22 protein-coding genes and 1 other annotated feature are annotated in these 25,214 nt (G+C 46.3%); of the genes, 2 read left to right on the top strand and 20 right to left on the bottom strand.

Features of this window, described 5'->3' with window-relative positions; translation table 11 throughout:
* Positions 1–123: 123 nt before the first annotated feature.
* The 5 genes from ypeB to NST38_RS19320 all read right to left on the bottom strand — a co-directional run bounded on the left by ypeB (position 124) and on the right by NST38_RS19320 (position 3,771).
* Positions 124–1,470, bottom strand: a complete 1,347-nt coding sequence (ypeB, locus tag NST38_RS19300) for a germination protein YpeB (protein ID WP_047843571.1) — start codon at positions 1,468–1,470, stop codon at positions 124–126.
* A 121-nt stretch (positions 1,471–1,591) separates the two neighbouring features.
* Positions 1,592–1,762, bottom strand: coding sequence for a hypothetical protein (locus tag NST38_RS19305; RefSeq protein ID WP_179087834.1), 171 nt, complete (start codon positions 1,760–1,762; stop codon positions 1,592–1,594).
* Between the two features lie 114 nt (positions 1,763–1,876).
* On the bottom strand, positions 1,877–2,572 hold the full coding sequence (gene prsW, locus NST38_RS19310) for a glutamic-type intramembrane protease PrsW (protein WP_076249994.1): 696 nt from the start codon (positions 2,570–2,572) through the stop codon (positions 1,877–1,879).
* Between the two features lie 43 nt (positions 2,573–2,615).
* Positions 2,616–3,230 (bottom strand): genetic competence negative regulator, encoded by a 615-nt coding sequence (locus tag NST38_RS19315; RefSeq protein ID WP_017687675.1) that lies wholly within the window; start codon positions 3,228–3,230, stop codon positions 2,616–2,618.
* Positions 3,231–3,417: 187 nt separating this feature from the next.
* Complete coding sequence (locus tag NST38_RS19320; protein ID WP_036607724.1) at positions 3,418–3,771, bottom strand: hypothetical protein; 354 nt, start codon at positions 3,769–3,771, stop codon at positions 3,418–3,420.
* 94 nt (positions 3,772–3,865) lie between these two features.
* On the opposite strand from NST38_RS19320, the gene NST38_RS19325 reads away from it, so the two are divergent.
* The gene (locus NST38_RS19325) at positions 3,866–4,762 is read left to right on the top strand and encodes a polysaccharide deacetylase family protein (RefSeq protein WP_076249993.1); all 897 of its coding nucleotides are present in this window, start codon (positions 3,866–3,868) and stop codon (positions 4,760–4,762) included.
* Between the two features lie 45 nt (positions 4,763–4,807).
* Here the strand turns inward: NST38_RS19325 and NST38_RS19330 are convergent, their stop codons facing one another.
* Genes NST38_RS19330 through NST38_RS19340 form a run of 3 tightly spaced genes read right to left on the bottom strand, consistent with a single transcriptional unit; the run spans position 4,808 to position 6,677 of the window.
* Positions 4,808–5,605 carry a metallophosphoesterase gene (locus NST38_RS19330; RefSeq protein WP_341344035.1) on the bottom strand — a complete coding sequence of 266 codons (798 nt, stop codon included), beginning with the start codon at positions 5,603–5,605 and terminating at the stop codon, positions 4,808–4,810.
* A 29-nt stretch (positions 5,606–5,634) separates the two neighbouring features.
* Complete coding sequence (locus tag NST38_RS19335; RefSeq protein ID WP_017687671.1) at positions 5,635–6,087, bottom strand: hypothetical protein; 453 nt, start codon at positions 6,085–6,087, stop codon at positions 5,635–5,637.
* Positions 6,084–6,677, bottom strand: coding sequence for a CPBP family intramembrane glutamic endopeptidase (locus NST38_RS19340; RefSeq protein WP_036607728.1), 594 nt, complete (start codon positions 6,675–6,677; stop codon positions 6,084–6,086). The genes NST38_RS19335 and NST38_RS19340 overlap by 4 nt, the downstream gene beginning before the upstream one ends.
* A gap of 335 nt (positions 6,678–7,012) precedes the next feature.
* Positions 7,013–7,243, top strand: a binding site (T-box leader).
* A 199-nt stretch (positions 7,244–7,442) separates the two neighbouring features.
* Here NST38_RS19340 and serA point away from each other — a divergent pair.
* Positions 7,443–9,038 carry a phosphoglycerate dehydrogenase gene (serA, locus tag NST38_RS19345; RefSeq protein ID WP_047843574.1) on the top strand — a complete coding sequence of 532 codons (1,596 nt, stop codon included), beginning with the start codon at positions 7,443–7,445 and terminating at the stop codon, positions 9,036–9,038.
* Positions 9,039–9,234: 196 nt separating this feature from the next.
* On the opposite strand, the gene NST38_RS19350 is transcribed toward serA, so the two are convergent.
* The 12 genes from NST38_RS19350 to NST38_RS19405 all read right to left on the bottom strand — a co-directional run bounded on the left by NST38_RS19350 (position 9,235) and on the right by NST38_RS19405 (position 25,182).
* Positions 9,235–13,884 carry a BclA C-terminal domain-containing protein gene (locus NST38_RS19350; RefSeq protein ID WP_341344036.1) on the bottom strand — a complete coding sequence of 1,550 codons (4,650 nt, stop codon included), beginning with the start codon at positions 13,882–13,884 and terminating at the stop codon, positions 9,235–9,237.
* Positions 13,885–14,078: 194 nt separating this feature from the next.
* Positions 14,079–15,476, bottom strand: coding sequence for an ATP-binding protein (locus NST38_RS19355; RefSeq protein WP_235193867.1), 1,398 nt, complete (start codon positions 15,474–15,476; stop codon positions 14,079–14,081).
* Between the two features lie 55 nt (positions 15,477–15,531).
* On the bottom strand, positions 15,532–16,248 hold the full coding sequence (locus NST38_RS19360) for a response regulator transcription factor (RefSeq protein WP_036607918.1): 717 nt from the start codon (positions 16,246–16,248) through the stop codon (positions 15,532–15,534).
* 139 nt (positions 16,249–16,387) lie between these two features.
* Positions 16,388–17,650 carry a cytochrome c biogenesis protein CcsA gene (gene ccsA / locus NST38_RS19365; protein WP_036672251.1) on the bottom strand — a complete coding sequence of 421 codons (1,263 nt, stop codon included), beginning with the start codon at positions 17,648–17,650 and terminating at the stop codon, positions 16,388–16,390.
* Entirely contained in the window at positions 17,647–19,320 is a 1,674-nt protein-coding gene (gene resB, locus NST38_RS19370; RefSeq protein ID WP_036607737.1) for a cytochrome c biogenesis protein ResB, read from the bottom strand. Before resB ends, ccsA begins: the two co-directional genes overlap by 4 nt.
* A 14-nt stretch (positions 19,321–19,334) precedes the next feature.
* Positions 19,335–19,862: a redoxin family protein gene (locus NST38_RS19375; protein WP_036607739.1), complete on the bottom strand. Its 528-nt coding sequence runs from the start codon at positions 19,860–19,862 to the stop codon at positions 19,335–19,337.
* Positions 19,863–19,996: 134 nt separating this feature from the next.
* Entirely contained in the window at positions 19,997–20,746 is a 750-nt protein-coding gene (locus NST38_RS19380; RefSeq protein WP_036607741.1) for a pseudouridine synthase, read from the bottom strand.
* Positions 20,747–20,943: 197 nt separating this feature from the next.
* Positions 20,944–21,762: a S1 family peptidase gene (locus tag NST38_RS19385; RefSeq protein WP_076251197.1), complete on the bottom strand. Its 819-nt coding sequence runs from the start codon at positions 21,760–21,762 to the stop codon at positions 20,944–20,946.
* A 63-nt stretch (positions 21,763–21,825) separates the two neighbouring features.
* A complete protein-coding gene (locus tag NST38_RS19390; RefSeq protein WP_017687658.1) occupies positions 21,826–22,359 on the bottom strand; it encodes a spore maturation protein in 534 nt (177 codons plus the stop codon).
* 6 nt (positions 22,360–22,365) lie between these two features.
* Positions 22,366–22,992, bottom strand: a complete 627-nt coding sequence (locus tag NST38_RS19395; RefSeq protein ID WP_036607746.1) for a nucleoside recognition domain-containing protein — start codon at positions 22,990–22,992, stop codon at positions 22,366–22,368.
* A 31-nt stretch (positions 22,993–23,023) separates the two neighbouring features.
* Positions 23,024–24,211: a D-alanyl-D-alanine carboxypeptidase family protein gene (locus NST38_RS19400; RefSeq protein ID WP_076251196.1), complete on the bottom strand. Its 1,188-nt coding sequence runs from the start codon at positions 24,209–24,211 to the stop codon at positions 23,024–23,026.
* A 167-nt stretch (positions 24,212–24,378) separates the two neighbouring features.
* Complete coding sequence (locus tag NST38_RS19405; protein ID WP_076251194.1) at positions 24,379–25,182, bottom strand: sigma-70 family RNA polymerase sigma factor; 804 nt, start codon at positions 25,180–25,182, stop codon at positions 24,379–24,381.
* Positions 25,183–25,214: the final 32 nt, after the last annotated feature.

Here is a 25,214-nt window from a genome sequence, read left to right on the forward strand (position 1 = left end):
TATCTTCGTATGTACAAGGACTATTATACCATGACCTTTCTCACATTGAACAAGAAAAAAACAGACCACATCGTGGTCTGCCGCAGTTATTCGCTCAACTTCAAATTCAAATTATCCATCTTTTTATGAGGTTGCATTGACCGGTTTGATCTCTTCAACCGCTTCTTCTATTCCTGTATTCGCATTAATGTATATCCGGTAACGAGAACCGTTAATTTTCCCTCCGAATTCATAACACAATACTTCTTTGCTGTAATCATTCTCAATCAGGGATTTGCGAACATAATTTTCTTCGAACTCCGAATTAAGCTTTTTCCGCGCCTGTTGCTCCGTAAGAGTTGCTTTCGGAATTTTGCGCATGTCATTATGTTCGTAAACAAAGTCACTCGCCTGGAAGCCGGTTACTTCGCCTGTATCCAAACCTACACGAACTGACATTTTCTCGGGATAAATCAAGGTGTCCCCTTGCTTACGCACATAAGTAAGGTTACCCAGATTACCATATTCATCGTAGTTTACAGCCTTCATATCCTTATAGCCTTTGTTCATTAGAAATTGATCTGCTTTAGCCATGGCATTCTGACGAGACACTTTTTTGGTTCCGATTGGACGCGTATCACTGTAAGAGATCAGCATTCCGCCATTACGGGTGAAATCCATCATCAGTTTGCCATTGTTGGCATGATCAATCGTGGCAGTGTAGGACTCCCAGTCTGTTCCTTTGCCGTTCTCCTGCACTTGAATTTTGTTACGATCCGCATCAGAGAATTTTGCAGCCTTGCTCTGAATCTGTTCTTTGGTCACCGGCAAGCCGTCCAGTTTCTTGACTGATCGTTTTGCATAGATGTTGGATACGGAAGGACCCCAATCAAGCTCCGGGTATTCCTGTACCTTTTTGTTTACAGTACGAAAACCATCAACGATCGTGTTGTCCATGGTTTGCTCTTGTGTTGCCATGGCAGTCTCTGCATCCATCCAGCGCAATCGGTCCGTCAGGACTTTCTGCTGCACATCCTGCAGATTCTTGGTAATCTCGGATGAATTCTGATACAGCTTTTTCAGGTTGCCCATTTCCTTCTCACTTAGCGGTTCGTTCGTCAAGTCACGCATCGACGCCCGATAGGCAAAGTTGGAAATACGCGAGAGAAACTCCTCTGTCTCGTTAAATGGTAGCATGGTGAGTGGCAGTTGGTTGATCTCATTCTGCGCTTCACTGGTGAGTCGCCATACATTCATCAGACCTTTGCGATGCATCCCCTGTGATGTAGAGTGAACTGCCAAGGTGTTACCAATCTCCGAATGCAATTTGTCCATATGAAAAGATAAATCGTGAAAGGCACGCTGATATTGATTCTCTGCCTTGATCAGAATTGCATTCTTCTCCTGATTCTCCTGATAGCCCCACACGAGCGCACCGACCAGTAGAACCGCAAATATCGGAAACATAACTGAACTTAATCGTTTATACATCGGTAGAGTCTCCTTTCTTCTAAACCACTACCTCTATTGTGGATCGAAGAAAGATCTCTTATGCATGCGATTTCCAGTCCTTACACAAGCAGGCTGCTAAAGTACTGTCTGGGTCCTCCTTTTAATTCAGCTGGACCCCAGTTGCCATGCCCTCTTCTTCAATTTCGAACTGGTCTCTGTTATCACATAGGCACTGCTTGAATCCCGTCTCAATCCGGCCCCGATCTTTCTTGCCTCGTAATGTAAATCGTTCACCGCATTGTTTGCATCTGATTTTAATTTTAATTCTCATCACAACGATCTCCGTTTCTGTCGGTCATTCCCCGGGAGTTTATCTGTAAAAATAAAAACACACCGGAGTCATAGGCGCAATATGCGCTTTATGTCCACCAGTGTGTCCGTATTTTTATAATTTAACCTCTTCCTCCCGCTTCACAAAACGAAAAGGAGAACGGTTATTAGCTCGTGTGATTTTACCCATTGCCCCATACCACAGGCCCGCCATTAGCGGCGCTATAAACCACAACCAATGATTCACCATGGTGTTCATGATGACATCGTACAATGCATGCCAGAAAAAAGGTAACACCAGAGAAAGAAACAGATACCACCGCTTTTTCTTACCACCGATAAACTTGGCTTTACCCATATAATAACCCATGATTACCGCAAACATAGCGTGCCCTGAAACAGGGAGCAGTGCCCGAAGGAACATGGCTGAGACGGATGCATTCCCCGCAAAGGCATACAACACATTCTCAACAGTGGCAAATCCAAGTGAAACAGCGACTGCATATAAGATCCCGTCATACGGCTCATCAAATTCGGTGTGATTATAGATGATATGATAAAGTACGAACCATTTAACGAATTCCTCCACACCACCTGAGATCATAATGGCCTCAAGATAAGGATTATCCCCGAGCCACATCATCATGCCACGCTGAATAATCATCACAGGCAGTACCATCAGAATACCCATGAGGAAAACCCGCAGTACCATATGAAGTGGCTCATAATCATAACGGTCTTTCAGGTAAAAGTATGTTAACAAGGCGAGACCCGGAGCAACTGCTGCCGCTAAGACCGAAAACAAAAGCACCGAAATTCCCTCCTCTGACTAAAGACGCGATTACAACTAGAGATTAATCCTGGCGTTTGAAGTGGGTGCAGATAACATCAATCGCTTGTGCAGGAATAACAACCTTACCATACTCTTCCATGACTGCTGGAGTAACTGAGGAGCCTTCGCCAAATTCAGCAAGCAAGGCAATCAATGCCGCATGTTTGGTGGAATCTACCTCATCTGGCTCCAAATGCAAGAACCACTTGTCTTTATAGGAATAAAGTCTCCCAGCATCCGTAACATGCTGACGCAACATATGTGCAGCTTCAATGAGCACTTCAAAGTCCTTGAATGCATAAACAATGGAATCGCTTTGCTCGAGTGTAACTTCCATTTCATATACTTCTTCAGGAAGATCATCTTCATGACCTAAACCATATTGTTGCGGATCATATTTTCCACGTGTGACAATGACAACCATCCCTTGAGCGGGAAGTGCGAATACTTCGACAGCGAGTGGACCTGTGGCATCAAATCCAAGTTCGGAATAGGCCTGATCCATCATTTCAGTGAACAGTTCATGAACCTTAGGTATTTCCTGCCACATATCTTCTTTTTGTATTCCGCGCTCGCTCAGATCGTCAAAGGTCAGGAAAATCCGTATCTTATCGTGACTTAGTCGTTCTATTTTCATACAGGATCTCCCCTTTATAAGCAAGTCTTATAACAGATTATGAAGCACAAAACAATATGTGCTGAAAATAAATCTATGTAGTTATGTTATCATTTTATACCTCTAAATGCACGAAGTAAAATCGACAAAAAAAGAATCATTCCACAGCAAATCAAGACTGTGGATGATTCTAATTGGAGGTTTTGGTTTATAAACCCGGTACTGTTGTGTTTGTTTGGCTTAAAATTTGCTCAACTTCATGCTTCACATCGGGATTGGTGCGAATAAAATCTTTGAGCATGCTCATATTCGCTTCTTTTTCCTGCGGTGTGATTGCTCTTGCGGTCTTTGCTGCCGGATTTTTGTGGGATTCACCATGTTGATTTTGCTTGCTTGTGAACCCGTCCATACCCGGGAAAGTCATTTCCATCATCTTATGTTTTGCCTGATCCATCATATTTCTTGATGAACCCGATGACATCATGGGCAATTTGCCTTTGGACAGCCATGAACTGGCTGCAACACCAATGACAATGCCCCAAAAAAAGGATGAAGCCTTCATTACACCAACCTCCTTCAAGTGTTAAAATCATATTTAGTGTTTGCGGTAGTGAGCGATCTCATTCCGTATAATTACAGGAAAGCGAGTTGAAATCATGTTTAGACATACCGCCGCATTGATCATTGCTGCAAGTTTGCTGTTGTCAGCTTGTGGGACAGCGGAAGAAAAAACATCTGATAATTCCACACCAGCGGGCGAATCAACTACCACGGTTCAAGAAGAGCAAGGTAACTCTAACCCAACTGAAACAGGAGAACCCGGAACTGGTGTGCCCGAGTCTTCAACGGAAGATTCAACTGCGACAGAAGAAGAACCTGAATCTTCGGAGAAGGTTTCTACAGAAGAGAAAGTGGAAAAGACGTATCATATGAATGAAAATTATTATATTAAACCAAACGATGAAGCGAGCCCAAGCAAAGTGGTCTTGTTAACTTTTGATGATGGACCCAAAGAAGAAAAAATGATTACTTCACTGATCGACACTTTAGATAAACATAACGCTAAAGCGATATTTTTCGTCAATGGATATCGGGTGAAAAGCCATCCGGAATTACTCAAACTCATACATGATCGGGGTCAGATTGTAGGCAATCATGCCTGGGATCATGAGGATCTCAAAAAAATGTCCAACGCTGAGGCGGCAAAACAGGTTACAGATGTCCAAAAAATAGTGAAGGATACCATTGGTGAGGAACCGCAATTCTTCCGTCCACCTTTTGGTTCGGGAAATGATGCACTGAAGGCTGCTGTGAAGAAAAATGGCATGTTATACATGACTTGGTCTAATGGTTCTCTCGATTGGGATAAAAGCACCAAAGACAACCCGGAAAAAGTCATCCAAAATGTACTCGATCAGTTAAATCCCGGAAGCAATATTTTGATGCACGAGTTGCCATGGACGGTTGAAGCATTGGATGAGTTGCTGACCAAGCTCGAAAAGAAAGGTTATTCCTTTGTTGATCCGCGTGCAATTGAATTGGAAGCTCGTTAAATTGTAATTTTGCGCATTAAAATAAAACAGCCTTGATCCAATGGATCAAGGCTGTTTCTCTGTGAGTGCTTTTTCCGCGGGCACTCTTAACGTGATGATATGCATCTCCGCAGGACAACTTAGTCGGAGAGGAAGATGATTTGTACCGTATCCTCTGCTAACAAGCATTTTGCCTTCTTGGTGAATGTCCTCCGGACTTCGCTTCAGGGAGTACCACCCGTTCGATACCGGACGATACGCTTTGCTCAGGAACACAGGTCCGAAAAATGGCAAAACCAATTGTCCGCCATGTGTATGACCACTTAATATAAGATCTGCATTTTCTTCCAAGCGAAGGGCCTGCAAAGGATCATGGACGATAGCAATTTTGCAAAAACGGTTACCGATCTGCTGTAGTAATACATCGCCCTGTTTGGAACGATAGTCTATGCCGATCAGGCTCAATCTGTCGTTGCCCCTTTGCAGATATTCTACATTATCCTGCAGGAGCCTAACGTCCGATTCCCGAAGGATTCGCGCAAGTTGAGCGGTACCAGCCCTCTTGTCATGGTTGCCATACACCGTAAATGAAGGAGCAATGTTCGATAAAATTTTCATGTTATGTCTAACTAAAGACCATGAGATTCCTTTTTCCGCAACATCCCCACCGATGAGAACCCAGTCCACCTTGTTTTTAACGTTTGCCAGATCCTTCTGCTTCAGCTTGCGCTTGTGCGTGTCGGATACATACAAAATCATGGCCCCGTCAAAGGATGTTGGCAGATTAGGCACTTCAACCTCTTCTTCAATCATTTGATGAATATGGGCTTCACGCCACATATGAAAAAGTAGTAAAACTCCCATCAAAATGATTAAACCTGCGAGTAAAAGCATTACCACGGCAAGGGAAGGAACGTATTCAGAGCGGGTGCCCCTTCAACCCCCCACCAAACCAGACTAATCGTTAACATGACAAAAATAAAAATGAGTGAATTCACAAACCTCTTGCTCAATTTTAACCGACGTGAAGGATGTAATTCTGTCCGTGTAGGAAGCGAACCCGCTTCGGGGATCGATTCTTCCGTTGAATTTGGCGTTTTTTTGGAGCGTGATGGTGCCCTTTGAGGAAGTACTGGACTTTCCAGTTTTTCTGTATAAGGCTTGCGCTGTGATCTAGGTAAAGAAACGGAAGTAATTGGTGTGATTCCGCCAACCTCAGCAGCTGCTGCCGTTTCAGCAACGATGCTTACTTGAGAAGCCACCTGACGCTCGGATTTCTCTTTTTTATCCGATTGACGATGGCGCTGACTGCCATATGTCTTCATTCTACTTAATGGCTGATTCATGATCCCCTCCGAAAACGTATCGCTAATCCGGACACCAAATCAATAATAAAGTGACATAATATAGGTGCCCATAATGTGCCGGACTGCAAGTAAATCCAACCCAATCCATAACTTGAGACAAACACCCAGCCTGTTGGAATCCAGTGGCGCAAATAACGAATATGGATAACTGCAAATAAAATACTTGTCCAGTAAGGACCGATGGCATGTTGGATGGCTCCACGGAATAATAATTCCTCACACACAGCAACAATGGCTGCTATACATACAATGTGCCAGATCGGACGCCCACGGAACAACATCTCGTTAATTCCACCGTCATCCATGCTTTCCTGAGGTATAACATACGACAGTACCAAGTCCATAACAAGCATTATTCCTGCAAGACCCAGACCCCACCATATAAATTGGTAATTGTCAGGCCATGCGAGTACATCTAACAAGTTTCGTTTCTGCAATAAGATCCACACAACTCCGATAATCAGTGTCAGACCTTGTGTAAAGTATAGATTGATTAAAAGCAAACGCTCGGTAAGCTGCTGTGGCTCAGCCTTCTGAATCTTGAACTTGGGAAACTTGAATTTTTTCATCGGATGCGTCTGTCCTCTTGAGTTAAATTTGATGGATAACAATTACGTTGTCCAATCGGATAGTATACTAAATGATAGCCAAAAAACCAATTAGGTTCAAGGCCTGCCCCAAGTCCTGGTTAGATGTCCGTGCCATTACTTCATTAAAGCAGTAAAATTCAGTTCACCAAACAGCTTACTTTCCATCTTCTTGTGGTAGGTATATTAACTATTGTATTACTTATGGTGACTCTGTTTATGTGTGAATCTAAAGACATCTGCAAAACATTTTAAAACATTTAAGCCTATTGACATGCTCATGTCAGCCATGATACATTATGAAAAAATTAGTCACGTTAAACACGATGATGGAAAAAAGATGTTGCTTCGTCTTACAGAGAGCCGGTGGTAGGTGTGAATCGGTGGCAGGCAAATGGTCTTGAGCGCTCCTGAGTTATTGCATTGAAATTGGAGTAGGTGCAATCGGTTTAGACCCGTTATCCTCTTCGGTCTTCATTGACCGCTAAGACTGTCGTTGCGAAACGGCGGTGAATTAGGGTGGTACCACGACAACTCTCGTCCCTTATTGCGCAAGCAGTATGTGGATTGAGAGTTTTTTGATTTATTTTAAAGGATATCTGTGGGATCACTCTATTTGCTTCACCTTCCCCCTCTGTTGCGACACCGCGTTGTTGGGCGGAAGAATCAACCTGGTTTTAAGGAATACCTCTTCGCTGAGGTCAGACCTTGACGATATAGATACACATACCTAAGGAGGAAGAAACCATGTACAAAGTGTTAGTGTCGGACCCAATCAGTGATCTGGGGATCCAGCAACTGGTGGATGCAAATGATGTTGTTGTTGAGAAGAAAACCGGTCTTAGTGAAGATGAACTTGTTGCCATTATTGGTGATTATGATGCCCTCTTGGTTCGCAGCCAGACTCGTGTTACAGATCGTATTATGACGGCTGGTACCAACCTTAAGGTGATCGGACGTGCAGGTGTTGGTGTAGATAACATTGATCTGGAAGCTGCTACACAGCGCGGTATCATCGTTATTAATGCACCTGATGGCAATACCATCACAACCTGTGAGCACACGTTTGCCATGATGATGGCATTGGCACGACACATTCCTCAGGCATACGCTAAGACAATTCAGGGTACGTGGGATCGTAAAACCTTCCTGGGTGTGGAATTAAGAAATAAAACGCTCGGTGTACTGGGTATGGGACGGATCGGTAGTGAAGTTGCCAAGCGCGCCAAAGCATTCGGAATGGACATTCTTGCTTACGACCCGTTCCTCACGGAGGAGCGTGCCGAGAAGCTGCAAGTGAAGCTGGCTAGTGTAGATGATATCATTCGCAATGCGGACTTCATGACCGTTCACACGCCATTAACACCGGAAACACGGCACATGATTTCACGTCCACAATTCGAAGTGATGAAAAAAGGCATGCGTATCATCAACTGTGCTCGTGGTGGAGTTGTAGATGAGATGGCACTTGTCGAAGCCATTGATCAAGGTATTGTTGCTGGTGCAGCATTTGACGTATTCGAAAGCGAGCCGCCAGCCGCTGATCACCCGTTCCTGAATCACCCAAGCATTATCGTTACGCCTCACCTTGGTGCGTCCACAGTAGAAGCACAAGAGAACGTGGCTATCGATGTGTCGGAACAGGTGCTTCACATTTTGCGTAACGAACCGTTTAAAAACGCAGTTAACATGCCGGCTGTTGCACCAACCGTGATGAACAAATTGCAACCGTATTTCAAACTGGGTGAAACGTTGGGTAGTTTTGCAGCACAGATTACACAAAATGCAGTGCAGGAGATTCGGATCGACTATGCTGGTGAACTTTCTGAAGTAGATACTTCTCCTCTCACACGTTACATTGTGAAAGGGATTCTCGCCAGACATTTGGGTGGGGAAGCCAACATCGTCAACTCCATGCATCTGGCCAAAATCCGTGATCTGAATGTGGTTGTAAGCCAAACCTCAACAACTAAAGGATTTACTAACCTGATTACCGTAACATTGGTTACAACTCAGGATGCTGAGGAACGTCGTGTAGCAGGTACATTGCTTGCAGGTTATGGAGAACGTATTGTTCGTCTGGACAAATTCCCGGTAGATATCGCACCGGAAAGTCATCAAATTTTGATCTCCCACAACGATAAACCAGGTATTATCGGACGTGTAGGAACCCTGCTTGGACAAAACGATGTCAACATCGCATCCATGCAGGTTGGACGTAAAATTATTGGTGGTGCAGCGATCATGATTCTGACCGTAGATAAAGCTGTTCCAAAAGATGTGCTTGTGCAGCTTGCTGCGCTGCCTGAAATCAATACTGCTGTTGAAATTGTTCTGGAATAATCAAATATATTTTTAAATGTATAAGGAAAGACGGGACCCTAGTGGTTCCCGTCTTTTTTTCGTGTACCCGCTGAAATATCGGTGAAGAAGTTTGCAAACAAAATATTTGTGGAATTGGAAAAGGGGTGCCCATCACCCCCATATGAACTCCGCTTCTTTTGGCCAATGGAAATAGTCTTAATACGTAATCGAACTATTAACTTAACTGAATAATGTTTAGTGTAGACCCCGGAGGAGACAGAACGGCTGCGCCAACAAGCCCGAATAATTGTAACTGTATTGTAGAACCAGCGGTAACGGTAACCATAAAGTCAGACTGCAGCTGACTGAGAGAAAGTACTGGAGATACTACACTCGCTGGAATTGCTGCACCGTTAAGTAAAACCCGAGATTGGATAGCAAGTGCAGCTGTCAGATTTATTTTGTATGAGATATAGTAACGACCTGCATTGGTCAGTGTGAAGGTGTCATTAGCCCCATTGACGGTTATACCTGTGCCAATATTTTGGTTATTCGGTAATGGAACAAGTGTACCACCCAATATTACAACAATTGTACCATTAGTGTTCTCAGCAAAAGCCGAATTAGATGTTACAGATGTTCCGGTTGCACCGGTTGCACCGGTTGCTCCAGTAACTCCTGTACTTCCGGTACTTCCGGTTACACCGACTCCCGTTGCTCCCGTTATACCTGTGGCTCCTGTTCCACCAGTCGCGCCTGTTACTCCGGTACTTCCCGTTATGCCAACTCCTGTGGCTCCCGTTATACCTGTGGCTCCGGTTTCACCAGTGACACCAGTTACTCCAGTACTTCCCGTTACGCCAACTCCTGTTATACCTGTGGCTCCTGTTCCTCCAGTCGCACCAGTTACTCCAGTACTTCCCGTTATGCCAACTCCTGTGGCTCCCGTTATACCTGTGGCTCCGGTTTCACCAGTGACACCAGTTACTCCAGTACTTCCTGTTATGCCCACTCCCGTGGCTCCAGTTACACCTGTCGCTCCTGTTCCCCCAGTCGCACCAGTTGCTCCAGTACTTCCTGTTATGCCCACTCCCGTTACACCTGTCGCTCCGGTTTCACCAGTCGCACCAGTAACTCCAGTACTTCCCGTTATGCCGACTCCTGTTGCCCCGGTTATACCTGTCGCTCCGGTTTCACCAGTGACACCAGTAAACCCAGTGCTTCCCGTTATGCCGACTCCCGTGGCTCCGGTTATACCTGTGGCTCCTGTTCCACCCGTGACACCAGTTGCTCCGGTACTTCCCGTTACGCCTACTCCCGTGGCGCCCGTTATACCTGTTGCTCCGGTTTCACCAGTGACACCAGAAACTCCGGTACTTCCTGTTACGCCGACTCCTGTGGCTCCTGTTATACCTGTGACTCCTGTTCCACCCGTGACACCAGTTGCTCCGGTACTTCCCGTTACGCCCACTCCCGTTGCACCGGTTATACCTGTGACTCCGGTCTCCCCCGTGACACCAGTTGCTCCGGTACTTCCGGTTATGCCGACTCCCGTTGCTCCTGTCACACCTGTTACGCTTACTCCCGTTGCGCCAGTCAATCCCGTTACGCCTGTTGATCCTGTTTCCCCTGTAGCACCAGTACTACCTGTTACACTTACTCCTGTGGCTCCTGTGATCCCCGTCGCCCCAGTCAACCCTGCAACACCAGTCGCTCCTGTTTCACCAGTTGCCCCGGTTCCTCCAGTTACTCCTGTTGATCCTGTTACGCTTAGTCCCGTGGCTCCTGTAATTCCCGTCGCCCCGGTCAACCCTGTAAGACCAGTCGCTCCTGTTTCACCAGTACTTCCCGTTACTCCAACTCCAGTTGCACCCGTCACACCTGTCGCTCCTGCTCCAGCGATCAACGTGTAATCTGGTGAAGTCCCCGGCGTTCCCGTTGGTGATGCTACATTTGCAATATACGTACTGCCATTGAACGTTACAACCTGACCCGCTGGATATGTCGGGGCTACAGCTGGATCGAATGGTACAATACCACTTAAACCTACACCTGTCGCTCCTGTTTCGCCGGATGCTCCGGTACTTCCTGTTACTCCAACACCAGTTGCACCCGTTGCTCCTGCGCCCGCAAGCAATGTGTAATCCGGTGAAGTCCCCGGCGTTCCGGTTGGCGATCCCACATTTGCAATATACGTACTGCCGTTGAACGTTACAACCTGACCCGCTGGATATGTCGGGGCTACAACTGGATCGAATGGTACGATACCACTTAAACCTACGCCTGTCGCTCCTGTTACGCCGGATGCTCCGGTGCTTCCTGTTACTCCAACACCAGTTGCACCGGTCACACCGGTCACACCTGTCGCTCCTGCGCCCGCAAGCAATGTGTAATCCGGCGATGTGCCCGGCGTTCCCGTTGGTGAGGCCACATTCGCAATATACGTACTACTGTTGAACGTTACAACCTGACCCGCTGGATACGTTGGGGATACGGCTGGATCAAATGGTACAATGCCACTCAAACCTACGCCTGTCGCTCCTGTTTCACCAGTTGCCCCAGTTCCTCCAGTTCCTCCTGTTGATCCCGTTACGCTTAGTCCCGTGGCTCCTGTAATTCCAGTCGTCCCGGTTAACCCTGTAACACCAGTCGCTCCTGTTTCACCAGTACTTCCCGTTACTCCAACTCCAGTTGCACCCGTCACACCTGTCGCTCCTGCTCCAGCGATCAACGTGTAATCTGGTGAAGTCCCCGGCGTTCCCGTTGGTGATGCTACATTTGCAATATACGTACTGCCATTGAACGTTACAACCTGACCCGCTGGATATGTCGGGGCTACAGCTGGATCGAATGGCACGATACCACTTAAACCTACACCTGTCGCTCCTGTTACGCCCGATGCTCCTGTCACTCCGGTACTTCCTGTTACTCCAACTCCAGTTGCACCGGTCATACCAGTCGCTCCTGTTACGCCCGATGCTCCTGTAGCTCCGGTACTTCCCGTTCCACCAATGCCGGTTGCTCCTGTAACTCCCGTTGCTCCTGCGCCCGCAAGCAATGTGTAATCCGGTGAAGTCCCCGGCGTTCCGGTTGGTGACACGACATTAGTTATATACGTATTGCCGTTGAACGTTACAACCTGACCCACTGGATACGTTGGGGCTACGGCTGGATCGAATGGCACGATACCACTTAAACCTACGCCTGTCGCTCCCGTTACTCCTGATGCCCCTGTGACTCCGGTACTTCCTGTTACTCCAACACCGGTTGCTCCGGTCACACCTGTCGCTCCCGCGCCCGCAAGCAACGTGTAATCCGGTGAAGTCCCCGGCGTTCCGGTTGGTGACACGACATTAGTTATATACGTATTGCCGTTGAACGTTACAACCTGACCCACTGGATACGTTGGGGCTACGGCTGGATCGAATGGCACGATACCACTTAAACCTACCCCTGTTGCTCCCGTTACCCCTGATGCTCCCGTTACCCCTGATGCTCCTGTGACTCCTGTAGGTCCTGCACCTGCAAGCAATGTATAGTCTGGCGAAGTACCTGGCGTACCCGTAGGAGAAGCCACAGTCGTTATATACGTGCTGCCATTAAAGGTAACGACCTGGCCGGCTGGGTATGTTGGAGCTACTGCAGGGTCAAACGGAACCGCACCATTGAGACCGATGCCCGTAGCTCCGGTCACACCTGTAACTCCTGATCCTGCTAACAGCGTATAGTCTGGAGAACTTCCTGGCGTACCCGTTGGCGAAGTGACATTTGTAATATAAGTACTGCCACCAAACGTGACGATCTGTCCAGCTGGATATGTTGGTGCTAATGCGGGATCGAATGGCACGATGCCACTTAATCCTGCACCTGTGGCTCCAGTTGCACCAGTCGCCCCCGCAGCAGCGATTAATGTGTAATCCGATGAAGATCCTGGTGTTCCTAGAGGACCAGCTACACTCGTAATGTAAGTACTACCGTTATACGTAATTACTTGACCTGCTGGATAACCCGGGGCGAGCGCTGGATTAAATGCCACGGCTCCTGTCAAACCAGCTCCGGTTGCTCCCGTTGCTCCAGTCGTCCCACCCGACAGCAAAAGAGTGTAGTCTGGAGAACTTCCGGGTGTACCCAAGGGGCCATTTACATTAGCAACATAAAGACTACCCTCGTAGCTTACTACTTGACCTTGAGCATAAGTTGGTCCCAGTGCAGGATCAAATGCAGTAATATTGTTCAAACCCACACCAGGTGCTCCTGCCGGACCCTGTGCTCCCTGTGGACCAACTGGGCCAACCGGTCCTACTGGTCCAATTCCTCCTGGTGTGCCAGTAGCCCCTTTCACTCCAGGGACTCCTGGGACACCAGGTACCCCCGGGACTCCTGGCACTCCCTGTGGCCCGGCTGGTCCGGTAATTCCTCCAGTTCCAAGAGTTGTCGTCGCCCGGCTTAACGATATGGAGATCGATCGAATTAATCCCACAAGTTTATCTTTTTCTGCAGGTGGTACTTCAAGAAGCAGCGTCACACTTAACAAGTCATCCAGTAAGTTTTGCAAGTTACCTGCGAGATTAATAAGAGGAACAGGAACAACCTCTGAACCTGCAATCGTTAATTCCAATACGGCTTGTAATTCTGCCTTTACTCCGGCACGAAATCCGGATTGATTTACAAAAGTAAGTAACTGGCGTAATCCATTCTGTAATGACAGTATATTGGCTGAAGTCGGCTGACTGATTGCAGCAGGAATAGCCACAGCCAAAGAACGCAGTATGGATTCAAACTGCTCCAGTTCGCTTGTGGTTATTGGAATAAACGGAGAGCCTGCTCTAAAAGATCTGCCTTCCAAGAAAGCTTTAATATTGACCCTTTTTCGATCATCGGACATGCTTAACTCAATCCTCCTCTATCTTGCTTGCTTTTCAAGCTTATGTTACATAGGAAGGAAAATTATCTTGGACACTCTTTTTAGTCAAAAAAAGACCATTCTTGTTCCACGTTGAACAAGATTAAACGGTAGTCTTCAACAAAAAAACACCCTCCATAAGAGGGTGTTTCCGCACTTTTTGTATGAAATTCAGGCTATTTCGATGAATCCAAAGGAAATTGCAAAATAAACTCTGTTCCTTCGCCAAGCACACTATTGACGGTAATCATGCCTTGATGCGCATCAACAATATTTTTCACAATCGCTAAACCAAGCCCCGTACCTGCACTTTCTCCCCGAACACGAGCCTTGTCAGCTTTGTAGAATCGTTCGAAAATAAATGGCAAGTCAGATGAAGGGATACCTACACCCTGATCCTTCACAGAAACTCTGACAAATGGAGCACGAAGATAAGTGACCCGCTCTGCTGAGATCATTACATTTTTGCCAGTAGGTGTATGTCTGAACGCATTATCCAGCAAATTCGTAAATACTTGCTCAAGTCGATCCTCATCTGCCTGTTGAAGTTCAATTGTTGGCTGTTCGAACTCAAAGTGCAGTTGAATTCCCTGTTCTTTTGAACGCACCGAGAACTTCCGATATACACGTTCGAGTAGTTCTCCGAGGTCAACTTCCTTCATCACCATGTCCGTGTGTCCAGCTTCCATCCGCGCAAGATCAAGCAAGTCTTTAACCAGTCTGCCCATCCGTAGAGACTCATCATGAATGACTTGGATCAGTTCTTCGCTCTCTTCCGGTGAGGTTGCCATACCGTCCAAAAGGGCTTCACTGTAGCCTTGCATCATGGATAGCGGAGTTCGTATCTCATGAGATACGTTAGCCACGAAATCACGCCGCATTTTCTCCAGACGCACTTCTTCTGTTACATCTCTTAAAACAGCCACAGCCCCTCTGACAACACTGTCAGCGTACAACGGTGCCATCTGAACAGACCAGACACCTTGCTGTACGTGAACATTGGAGTTCTGGTCCCCGCCTTGCTCCATCACCATTCTGAACAAAGGAAGAAGGGGCTCAGGTACATCCCGCGAAGTCTTGTCAGACTGCTCGGATTCTTGTCCTTCGTCCATTTTCGCCCAATCGAGATCATACCATGCCTGCATGATCTTCTCTCCAGGCGGATTCGTCAGAATAACTTTGCCTTCACCATCGAATGTAACAACAGCATCAGTCATGCTGCGAAGCACACTCGCCAAATGTTCCTTCTCATGGTTAAGGTTTCGAATATTATCTTCCAGTTGGGCAGCCATATGATTAAATGTGTTGGCAAGTTCACCAATCTCATCACTCGTTACCAGGGAGAGACGTGTTCCGTAGTTCCCTTTGCGAATCGCATTGGCTGCCTGAATCAATTGCTGCATAGGCTGCGTTATTTTGGTGAATAGAAACAATGCAAAAAACGTGGTTAAACTGAATCCGATAATACAGATATAGGTGAACAACCGCTTAATATCTCTGGATTCGGATTCTGCAAAGTTCGTATCAATGTAGGGCAGCAAAAAGAGACCCAGCGCTATAAGTACACAACCCACAAGGCAGATAATAGTGATCCATAACTTCCCGACCAGTGATCTCCAGAAACTAAAACTACTTCGGTACTTCCAGTTTATAACCCACACCCCACACCGTCGTAATCATGGCCGCCGATTCAGGCGATACCTTGTTAAGTTTCTCGCGAAGACGCTTCACGTGCGTATCCACGGTACGAAGATCGCCAAAGAATTCGTAATTCCATACATCTTTGAGCAATTCTTCTCTGGAGAAAACTTTGTCGGGAGATGTTGCCAGGTAGTGCAGCAATTCATATTCTTTTGGTGTAAGACTAATCTCTTCGCCACCAGCGGTTACCCGGTGGGCATCATGCTCAATAACCAGATGCGGGAACACGATGTTGTTACTCGAATTGCTCTCCTTGGAGAGATAAGCTGTCGCGGAAGCTCGACGCAAAATCGCTTTGACACGATAAATCACTTCACGCGGGCTGAATGGTTTTACAACATAATCATCAGCGCCAACTTCGAAGCCTTGAACCCGGTTAATCTCTTCACCTTTTGCAGTGAGCATCAAAACCGGCGTTGATTTCACCTGACGAAGACGGGTACACACTTCAACTCCATCCATACCCGGCAACATCACATCAAGCAAAATCAGACCGTAGTCCCCTGCTGTTGCTTTACGCAGCGCAGTTTCCCCATCCTCAGCTTCATCGATTTCATAACCTTCTTTTTCAAGATACATTTTCAAAAGCCTGCGGATTCTCTCTTCGTCATCCACGACCAATATTCGATTCTCATGTTCAGCCATGCCTCTCCAGCCCCTTTGCAATAACTCCTCATCACTTCTATTATGTTCGATCTGGCGAACAATATTTGAATACCCTTCAATAAAAAGGTACATTTGTGTTTCCCGCTTCTAAACTCAACCTTTGCAATACGAGTCTGTCCTAGTCAGCTCCAGCATAAGAATGTAATCCGGCAATGATCAGATTCACTCCAACCAGCGTAAACATAACCACCAGGAAGCCAAGAACTGCAAGCCATGCAGACTTCTGACCTTGCCAACCTCTGGATAAACGCAAATGCAGATACACACTATAATATAGCCATGTAATCAATGCCCACACCTCTTTGGGGTCCCAACCCCAAAAGCGACTCCAGGCAATCTGAGCCCAGATCATGGCAAAAATTAATGCTCCCAGCGTAAATATCGGAAAACCAATGGCAATCGCGCGATAACTTATCTCATCCAGATCATCAGCATCGATTCCATCCATCATTGGCTGTAACGCTTGTCCAAGTGGTCTGCGCACAAGAAGTCGTACAATTCCATACAGGATCAGACCTACAATAAGTGACCAAACCACCGTATTCAGCTTGCGCCCGGCATTTACCCCGTTCATCCAGGAAGGCGTCTCAAGTAAAGGTTTTTTCATGCCAAGAAACGGTGTCATGCTCTCCACTTCGCTATTATATGGTGCAAAAATCGGAGGCATGCGATAAATCACTTTCTCTATTGTACTATTTTCCTGTACCTCTGTGTCAATGCTGACCGTTTTCTGTACAAAAACCGCCTCGTAACCAGCTGTACGAAAGGCAAATACCGTTCCTATGAATCCGATGACTACAACGATCGTAACTAGGGTGAATTCAACCCATCCTCGTTGACGTCTTGAAGACTTGTCTTTACCACTGAAATCAACAGTACGGAGCAAATACATGAACCCTGCGGCAAAACCCACGGCGAAGAATGCTTCACCAAGCGCGGCCAACGTCACGTGAATTTTCAGCCAGATGGACTGAAGCGCCGGGATTAATGGCTGTACCTCCTGAGGAAATACAGCGGCATACGCCATAATAATAATGGTAAGTGGTAACGCAAACAAACCCAGTAATGACTTGCGGTATATGGCATATACAACAATAAATGCAACCATAATCATCATGGACAGAAAAGACATGAACTCATACATGTTACTAACCGGGATATGTCCTGCCCCAGCCCATCGGGTTACAAAAAATACGAAATGCGCCGCCAAGGCGACAGTCGAAGCGATAAAAGCTCTTTTACCCCAGCGATTCATATGGTCCAGAGGATCACGATTACTCCATTTTTTGCCCATGACCGCGACAGCATATAACAAGAATGCAGCACAATAGAGAAAGAAAGATACGATAAATGCGTCGCTGCTGAAATCCAATAATCTCATGCCTGATTCCCCCCGTTATCCAACGACTTCTCTTCCACTTCCAAATTCATCTGTTTCAAGACGGCCGCAACTTCACGCCTGAAGCCAAACCAGTTTTTGTTGGTATGTCCACCCAAGGTGAGCTGTTTATCATCAAAACGAATCCAGATGCGGCGATGATGCCAATAAAAACCCATGACCAGACCCAACATAACAATACCGGCTCCTACCCACACAAAAGGCATTGCCTTATCCACTCTTATATTGAGATAACTTACGGACTGAATAATATCGACCTTGTCCATGCTGTCTACTTCCAGCTGTAAAGGAATCTCAGCTCCAATCAGCTGTTGGTTAATTGCATCCTGTTGAAACCGTTGTTTATCAATCTGCTTCGCAAAGTACAGATATTGTATCCCCTCTTCGGGCAGATCCGGTCCCTTGATGAGAAAGAGAAAAGCAGGTGCATTAGGTGAAGGCGATTTTGATTTGGGCTGACCATTCTCATCCAATCCAAAGTCCATAAACTTTTCTTTTACCGTGAGCTTATAAGGACCAGCTTCAAATGTTCTTTGGGTATCTACCATATCGATCTTAATTGGCCCATATACTTCACCCGTCTTTGTATTGACCAGATCAGGCGTTACGGACCGAATGGTGGGTGTTAGATCATAATCAAACTGATATGCTTTCAGACCGTTATAATTCAATGGATGATTCACGCGTACATCATGTCTGGCTACCTCAGCTAACTGAGGTTTCTTCGAGAGATCCGAACAATCTGCTGTACATTCATACAAAACAACTTTTGTTTCGAACAGTTTTGGAACGGTCTTGTTCAGGTTACGGAATTGCTCGGGTACTTCGTCCTCACTGTAGAATTCAACATTAAACTGTTCATTTTGCAGATACATCGATGTATTCGGGATCTTTTTGATCTCACCTTCAGGAAAAGCGACGTGCTCGTCCAAATTCAGACCTGGAAGACCTCGTGCGAGCACCGCCAGCAAAAATATAATGAGTCCAATATGGATGACATATGGGCCCCATCGACTGAATCGCTGTTTCTCGGCGAGTAATGCATCCCCCTGGGTGTGCACGCGGTATCCTTTCTTTTTCAACGGCGTAACCGCTTTCTTAATCCAGTCTTCTGGTGCCTCTTCGATGGTACCTTGGTACACGAGACGCTGTCTTGTCAAAAATTGCGTATGCTTACGTATTCTCTGTTTATTCAGTGCTTTGTAGAGCGGTAGGACGCGATCCAGACTGCATATCACCAATGATGCCCCAATCAGCACCAGCAGTAGAATAAACCACCAGGATTCATATGTATGGGATAAACCCAACAGATAATAGATATGACCCAACTGACCGTATGTTTCTTTGTAGTACACGGAGGGATCGATATTCAGAAATGTACTTTCTTGCGGATAGATCGTGCCAAGCATAGAACCTACAAGCGTAAAAACAATCATATAGACGGCAATTTTAACGGAAGAAAAAAAGTTCCATATGCGGTCAATGATATTAGGATTACTACGCTGTGAACGGCGCGCCATGCCATCATAACGCATTTCCAACACTTCATCCGATTTAGCTTCAGACTCCAGCAGCGGTTTCCCACATGCTTCACATAGTACAGTGCCTACCGGATTCTGGTGTCCGCACTCACATTTGGTATTTTGGAACACGAATAGACCTCCTGTCAGGGCTGCTTCGCCAGTTGCGAAATTTGAGCGTCAAGTGTGTCCAAATCAAGTTGCCCGATATGAATGGTAGAGATTTTGCCCGTGTCGGATACAAAAAATGTCGTTGGCATGGGAGAGATCCCAAAATCACGAACCGAGTTTTTGTCCCGGTCAAGCATGATTGGAAACGTAACGCCAACCTGCCGTACAAAATTATCCACGGTCATCTGGTCTTCTCCAACATTAATCCCGACAAATTGTACTCCCTGGTCCTTCCATTTGTCAGCTTGCGCCTGAAGTGCAGGCATTTCTTTAACACAAGGTTCACACCATGTGCCCCAGAAATTGATCACCATCGCTTTTCCTTTGTACTCATCAGACGTATGAACTTGACCATCCAGGCCCAGCAGTTCAAAAGAAGGAGATTTGTCCCCTTCCTTTGGCTTGCCATTCGAGCCGGATACCGATGTGGTAATCGCATATCCGCCCAACACCAGGATCAATAACAAAATGACGATTTGCACCGTTCTTCTTGATTTCCCCATGTGCTGCTCCCCTTTTAAGTGACTGTAGCATTCGCATCTTATTGGTATAAGACAACTGTGAACATCCTATGAACAATTATAGCGAATTTCGTCACAAAACTGCGGCGGTTTTATGAAAATTATGTGTCCTCACATTACCTTTTTTTCATTTTTTTGGCTGGCTCTGATTGTGCGAGGGTAATCAGGTTGTTGACTTCCTCTTTGGTCAGATGACGTGTCAGACCACGTTTCAGGTTTTGTAGCAAAATACCACCAAACGAAATCCGTTTCAGGCGGGTTACCGGATGGTTGATTGCCTCGAACATACGTCTAACCTGACGGTTACGTCCTTCATAGATCGTAATGGAAATGACCGACTCATTAGCCGCTGTATCCACATCTTTGTACTCTACCTCTGCAGGAGCAGTCATGCCGTCATCCAGCATAATGCCTGTCTTTAATTTCTCCAAAGCTGTACCATGTGGCACACCTTTAACCGTTGCATGATACGTTTTGGGTACGTGATGCTTAGGATGCGTCAGCAAATGTGCAAACTCACCATCATTGGTAAGGATCAATAAGCCCTCTGTGTCATAATCCAGACGACCTACAGGATATACGCGTTCCTTGACACCTTTCAGGTAGTCGGATACAATTTTCCGACCTTCCGGGTCAGATGCACTTGTGATTACGCCTTTTGGCTTGTTTAACATCAAGTACACTTTTTTCTCACTACGGATCGGTTTTCCATTAACCGTAATCATATCCTCTTCGGGGTTCGCTTTTGTACCCAGTTCGGTTACGACCTCCCCGTTAACTTCTACTTTGCCGGACAGGATTAGTTCCTCGCTCTTGCGGCGGGATGCAATGCCTGCCTGTGCGATAATTTTTTGTAATCTTTCCATGTTTGTCATGTCACCTCACACTAATGATACCCATCACGCAAGGAAATCACAAGGATAATCCATGGATTTTGTAAACTGGAGACACGAATATCCATTTCTGGCTACCTTCCTCCCCCAGATTGCCGCAAAAAAAAGCCTACCTTTACACGACCTGTTGAACACAGATGGCGTAAAGATAAGCCTTTTCCTCAAATCATTTAATTGGAAACTTTGCCGGCAACTGCAACCTGTTTTTTGGCAGGTGTGGTACTCTCTTTAATGAAAGTCTGCAATGTCTTGGAAGTAATATAATAGGTACGTCCACCGTACACAAATGTCATCATACCAATGACCCGGTTGTTCTGATCCAGAACAGGGCCACCTGAATTACCTTGGGCCATGGATTTCACAATACTGCCAATTCCCTTTTTACCTGGAACGTCCAAAGCTTGGGAACTAAACACTCTGCTTTTGGCTATCGTATTGAAGGTAGAAGGAAAATCTTCATCCAGGATGACAAGATCACCAGCAGGATTTTTGGGGAATCCAATCGTATAGACGACCTGGTTATCCCTTGCGTTTGTAAATGTGACCGGTTGGGCATCTATTTCCTTGTCCAGCTTCAGCAGTGCCATATCTGTCACCGGGTCTGTCTTAATAATTTTTGCCTTTACAGGCTTACCCAAGGAACCCGGACTCGCAACAGTCAGTGTACCTTCATCACCATCAGACAGTTCAGCAAAACTCTGAACGACATGATAATTCGTGAGTACTTCATCCTTTGAGATCAATATTGAGGTACCAACATCATAATATACCATATCGGGTTCATCCTGCTTAACCAAACGTACATTCACGACTGGAAAAGAATCCGCTGTGACTGCCATTTGTGCACGCAGCTGTTTATCGAAGTAACCTGTAAAATGTATCGTCTGAACGGCTTGAGCTGCCGCCAGCCCCGTTGACCCTGCGAGCATTGCAATAGCAAGCACGCCTGACATTCCGACACGGAGCATTCGTTTCCAACTCTTCTGCATGTCTCACTCTCCTCCGCTATTATTCTAGCATATCTAATATATCGGAAGGAAAGGAGATATCTTTTAACCAAAAACGAGCAAACAAATGGCGAGCGCAGCAATAAAACCAACGACATCGGAAAACAACCCTACTTTGAGTGCATATCGACCGTTCCGTATGCCTACAGCCCCAAAATAAACAGTCAGCACATATAACGTGGTGTCTGTACTCCCCTGAATCGTAGATGCCATACGTCCAATCATGGAGTCAGGGCCATGGGTTTTGATCAGATCGGTTGTAAACGCCAGAGAGCCAGTCCCCGTTAAAGGACGCAGTATTCCGAGTGGCAACACTTCGCCTGGAACACCCATCCAGGACACCAGCGGAGCAAACAGACTAATCACAAAATCCAGTGCACCCGAGGCACGAAATACGCTGATTGCGACCATCATGCCCACGAGATGCGGAATAATACTGATTGCAGTGGAGAAACCATCCTTGGCCCCATCAACAAAGGATTCGTAAACCGGGACCTTTTTGGTAAACGCATATAATGGAACAAACGCGATAATAACCGGGATGGCCCAGACGGAAATCCAGTTGATGAAGGTTAACAAAGGTGCTCATCCTTTCATGCCGGGATTGCCACTTTTCTGTATGCGCGGCGGTTTGTGTAAAGCCCTGTTTCGATACCAGCGATCGGCGATTATAGCAGCAAGTGTAGCGATAATGGTAGCCATCAATGTTGTTCCCACAATCTCTGTTGCATTGGCGGAATGATAGTTTAAGCGGATGGCGATCAGCGTTGTCGGAATAATGGTAATGCTAGCCGTATTCAGAGCCAGTAAGGTGCACATCGCAGGAGAAGCGGTTTGTTTGTCCGGATTAAGCTCCTGCAGCTGTTGCATGGCTTTGATTCCCATCGGTGTAGCCGCATTTCCTAGTCCCAGCAAATTGGCACTCATATTGGAGAGAATATAACCCATCGCCGGATGATTTTTGGGCACATCCGGGAACAGGAAGCCCACAACCGGACCGAGCAGCTTGGCAATCCGAGCCAGGAGACCCGCATCTTCAGCCATTTTCATCATGCCCATCCAGAACACAAGCACACTAATCAGTCCAAAACAGACCGTGACTCCCGTTGCCGCCCCATCAAAAGCGGCTTGCGTGACCACTTCGATATTGCCGTTGACGGCTGCAAAAACAAATCCGATTAAAATCATGAGCAGCCAAATTAGATTAATCATGGATTATATCCTCCCTTCAATGGCGATTTAGCTAAGGAGACAACAGATGGCTTAACACGGCGCGCCATGCAGCTGCCCAGGAAGAGACATCACCGATTCCACCCAGCGTTGCATCTTCTGTCTTCGGTTCAGGAGGAATATAACTGCCTTTGCGATACACGGGAATTGAGCCCACAAGTTTGCCGTCAAGCTGCATATCAATGCGACCTGCCAATCCGAACGAAGGATCTGTCGATTGTTCCTTGCCTTCCGTTTCCGACTGTCCTCGATTTTCGTGTAGGATCAATTTCTTAGTCAATGAGCCTTGTTCACTTTTAGCCAGTGGGTACCAGAATCCCCGACCCGTAACGACATCTGTATTTTGCACAGGCTGTTCTTGCTTCGCGACCTCTACCAACGGGAAGTATTCAAACCCAAAATCAAGCATCCGAGCATGATCGTTCCAATCGTTTCCGTCGTTCAGCGTTACCGCGGCGAGCTGCTGTCCATTACGTGTAGCGGAACTGACCAAACATCTGAAAGCTTTTTTTGTGTAGCCGGTTTTCACTCCATCCGCACCTTCATACATCCGCAGCATTTTATTTTTATTGTGCCAAGAGTATTCCCAGCTTTCATTGGGGTTCGGTGCGGATTTGTCCTCCGTGGCTACGATTCGTTTGAACACCGGATTGTGCAATGCATATGCCGTTAATCGGGCCAAGTCATTGGCTGTAGAATAGTGACCTTCTGCATCCAGTCCATGAGGGTTCATAAAATGAGAATGCGTCAGACCGATTTGCTCCGCCTTTTTGTTCATTAACAGGACAAAGCCTTCTTCCGATCCACCGACATGTTCTGCGATCGCAGAGGCCGCATCATTGCCTGAACGAAGCATTAGCCCGTACAACATGTTTTCAAGCGTCATCTCTTCACCTAACTTGAGATAGAGAGAAGATCCTTCTTTGGCAAAAGCCGTGGGAGACACTTTCACTTTATCATCCAGCTTGCTGTGTTCGATCGCTACGATCGCTGTCATGATTTTGGTCAAGCTGGCAATTCGCAGTTCTTTATCCCCATCCTTGCTGTATAAGATCCTGCCTGATGTGACATCAATGAGAGCAGCGCTTTGCGCATGTGTAGACGGACCTTGAATCGTTGCCTGGGCTTGAGTTGCCCCTAATGAAGACAGCAAGAAGACAGGGATAAGCATGCATGCAATGACTTTCGTTATTTTTCGCATCAATTCATTCCTCCGGGTCACTTGGAATCTTGTACTATCTTATGTCCGGACAACTTGGAGTATGTCCCATAGGGCAAAAACAGCAAAAATCCCTCACGCTTGGATGCGGGAGGGACGTTATGTATGAGACATTATATAAGATATGAAGTGCTTAGCTTAGACGACAATCAAGCCTGATCCTTTTTATCCAGCATTTTAGCTACTTTTCGCATAATTCTAGAGACTCTCATCTGGCTAATGTCTTCCATATCTGCGGTCTGGGTTTGATTAAACCCTTCAACACGATGCTTCAGTACAGTCACTTCTTTCTCACTAAGCTTGCGCTTGACCGAATCAATAACCGCATCAACGTATAACTTGTCCAAAATATCTTCTTCAATATTCTCCCCGCTATAGATGGTATCCATCAACGTCACGGATTGAGTTTGTTGATCATCAGCACCTACAGGCTCATCCAGGTATTTCACACCTTTACCCACTTGAAGTGCTTTATTGATCTTCTCTTCTTCCTCATCAAGCAACAATGCGATTTCATGTGCTGGTGGGAGGTAGCCCATATCGTGCTCAAGTCGATTGATTCGGTTAATTAATTCCGTAGCTGTGCGAGTTGGACGAATAATGCTTGCACTATCTCTCAGAAAACATCTGATTTCTCTGACAATCGCAGTAACACTAAACGAACTGAATTTTACGCCACGCCCCGTATCAAATGCTTTAACCGCTTTGATGAATCCCAGACGGCCCAGTTGAAGAATATCATCCTTCTCCACACAATGATTCTTAATAATCATTTCGGGCTTTCCAATATACTTATGAACAGAATGCCAAATCAAGTTCTCATTGACCAAAATACAATCCCCGAGGAAATGCTCATCGAGCTTACAACGTTCAATATTTTCTACGTCATCCATTGTGTAGTGCTTCTTATCTACCTGCAAATTCGTGCTAATATGTTCTGGAAATTTTCCCATTTGGATCTCCCTATGTAAAATTGATAACCGAT

It is taken from the genome of Paenibacillus sp. FSL H8-0104 (assembly GCF_038050215.1).
In the GTDB taxonomy this organism is placed as follows: domain Bacteria; phylum Bacillota; class Bacilli; order Paenibacillales; family Paenibacillaceae; genus Paenibacillus; species Paenibacillus amylolyticus.

What these genes read in the sequence shown, in the direction of transcription:
- ypeB (WP_047843571.1), bottom strand. Translation starts at nt 1,470, where the DNA reads ATGTATAAACGATTAAGTTCAGTTATGTTTCCGATATTTGCGGTTCTA.
- NST38_RS19305 (WP_179087834.1), bottom strand. Translation starts at nt 1,762, where the DNA reads ATGAGAATTAAAATTAAAATCAGATGCAAACAATGCGGTGAACGATTT.
- NST38_RS19315 (WP_017687675.1), bottom strand. Translation starts at nt 3,230, where the DNA reads ATGAAAATAGAACGACTAAGTCACGATAAGATACGGATTTTCCTGACC.
- NST38_RS19320 (WP_036607724.1), bottom strand. Translation starts at nt 3,771, where the DNA reads ATGAAGGCTTCATCCTTTTTTTGGGGCATTGTCATTGGTGTTGCAGCC.
- NST38_RS19325 (WP_076249993.1), top strand. Translation starts at nt 3,866, where the DNA reads ATGTTTAGACATACCGCCGCATTGATCATTGCTGCAAGTTTGCTGTTG.
- NST38_RS19330 (WP_341344035.1), bottom strand. Translation starts at nt 5,605, where the DNA reads ATGGGAGTTTTACTACTTTTTCATATGTGGCGTGAAGCCCATATTCAT.
- NST38_RS19335 (WP_017687671.1), bottom strand. Translation starts at nt 6,087, where the DNA reads ATGAATCAGCCATTAAGTAGAATGAAGACATATGGCAGTCAGCGCCAT.
- NST38_RS19340 (WP_036607728.1), bottom strand. Translation starts at nt 6,677, where the DNA reads ATGAAAAAATTCAAGTTTCCCAAGTTCAAGATTCAGAAGGCTGAGCCA.
- serA (WP_047843574.1), top strand. Translation starts at nt 7,443, where the DNA reads ATGTACAAAGTGTTAGTGTCGGACCCAATCAGTGATCTGGGGATCCAG.
- NST38_RS19350 (WP_341344036.1), bottom strand. Translation starts at nt 13,884, where the DNA reads ATGTCCGATGATCGAAAAAGGGTCAATATTAAAGCTTTCTTGGAAGGC.
- NST38_RS19360 (WP_036607918.1), bottom strand. Translation starts at nt 16,248, where the DNA reads ATGGCTGAACATGAGAATCGAATATTGGTCGTGGATGACGAAGAGAGA.
- ccsA (WP_036672251.1), bottom strand. Translation starts at nt 17,650, where the DNA reads ATGAGATTATTGGATTTCAGCAGCGACGCATTTATCGTATCTTTCTTT.
- NST38_RS19375 (WP_036607739.1), bottom strand. Translation starts at nt 19,862, where the DNA reads ATGGGGAAATCAAGAAGAACGGTGCAAATCGTCATTTTGTTATTGATC.
- NST38_RS19380 (WP_036607741.1), bottom strand. Translation starts at nt 20,746, where the DNA reads ATGGAAAGATTACAAAAAATTATCGCACAGGCAGGCATTGCATCCCGC.
- NST38_RS19385 (WP_076251197.1), bottom strand. Translation starts at nt 21,762, where the DNA reads ATGCAGAAGAGTTGGAAACGAATGCTCCGTGTCGGAATGTCAGGCGTG.
- NST38_RS19395 (WP_036607746.1), bottom strand. Translation starts at nt 22,992, where the DNA reads ATGATTAATCTAATTTGGCTGCTCATGATTTTAATCGGATTTGTTTTT.
- NST38_RS19400 (WP_076251196.1), bottom strand. Translation starts at nt 24,211, where the DNA reads ATGCGAAAAATAACGAAAGTCATTGCATGCATGCTTATCCCTGTCTTC.
- NST38_RS19405 (WP_076251194.1), bottom strand. Translation starts at nt 25,182, where the DNA reads ATGGGAAAATTTCCAGAACATATTAGCACGAATTTGCAGGTAGATAAG.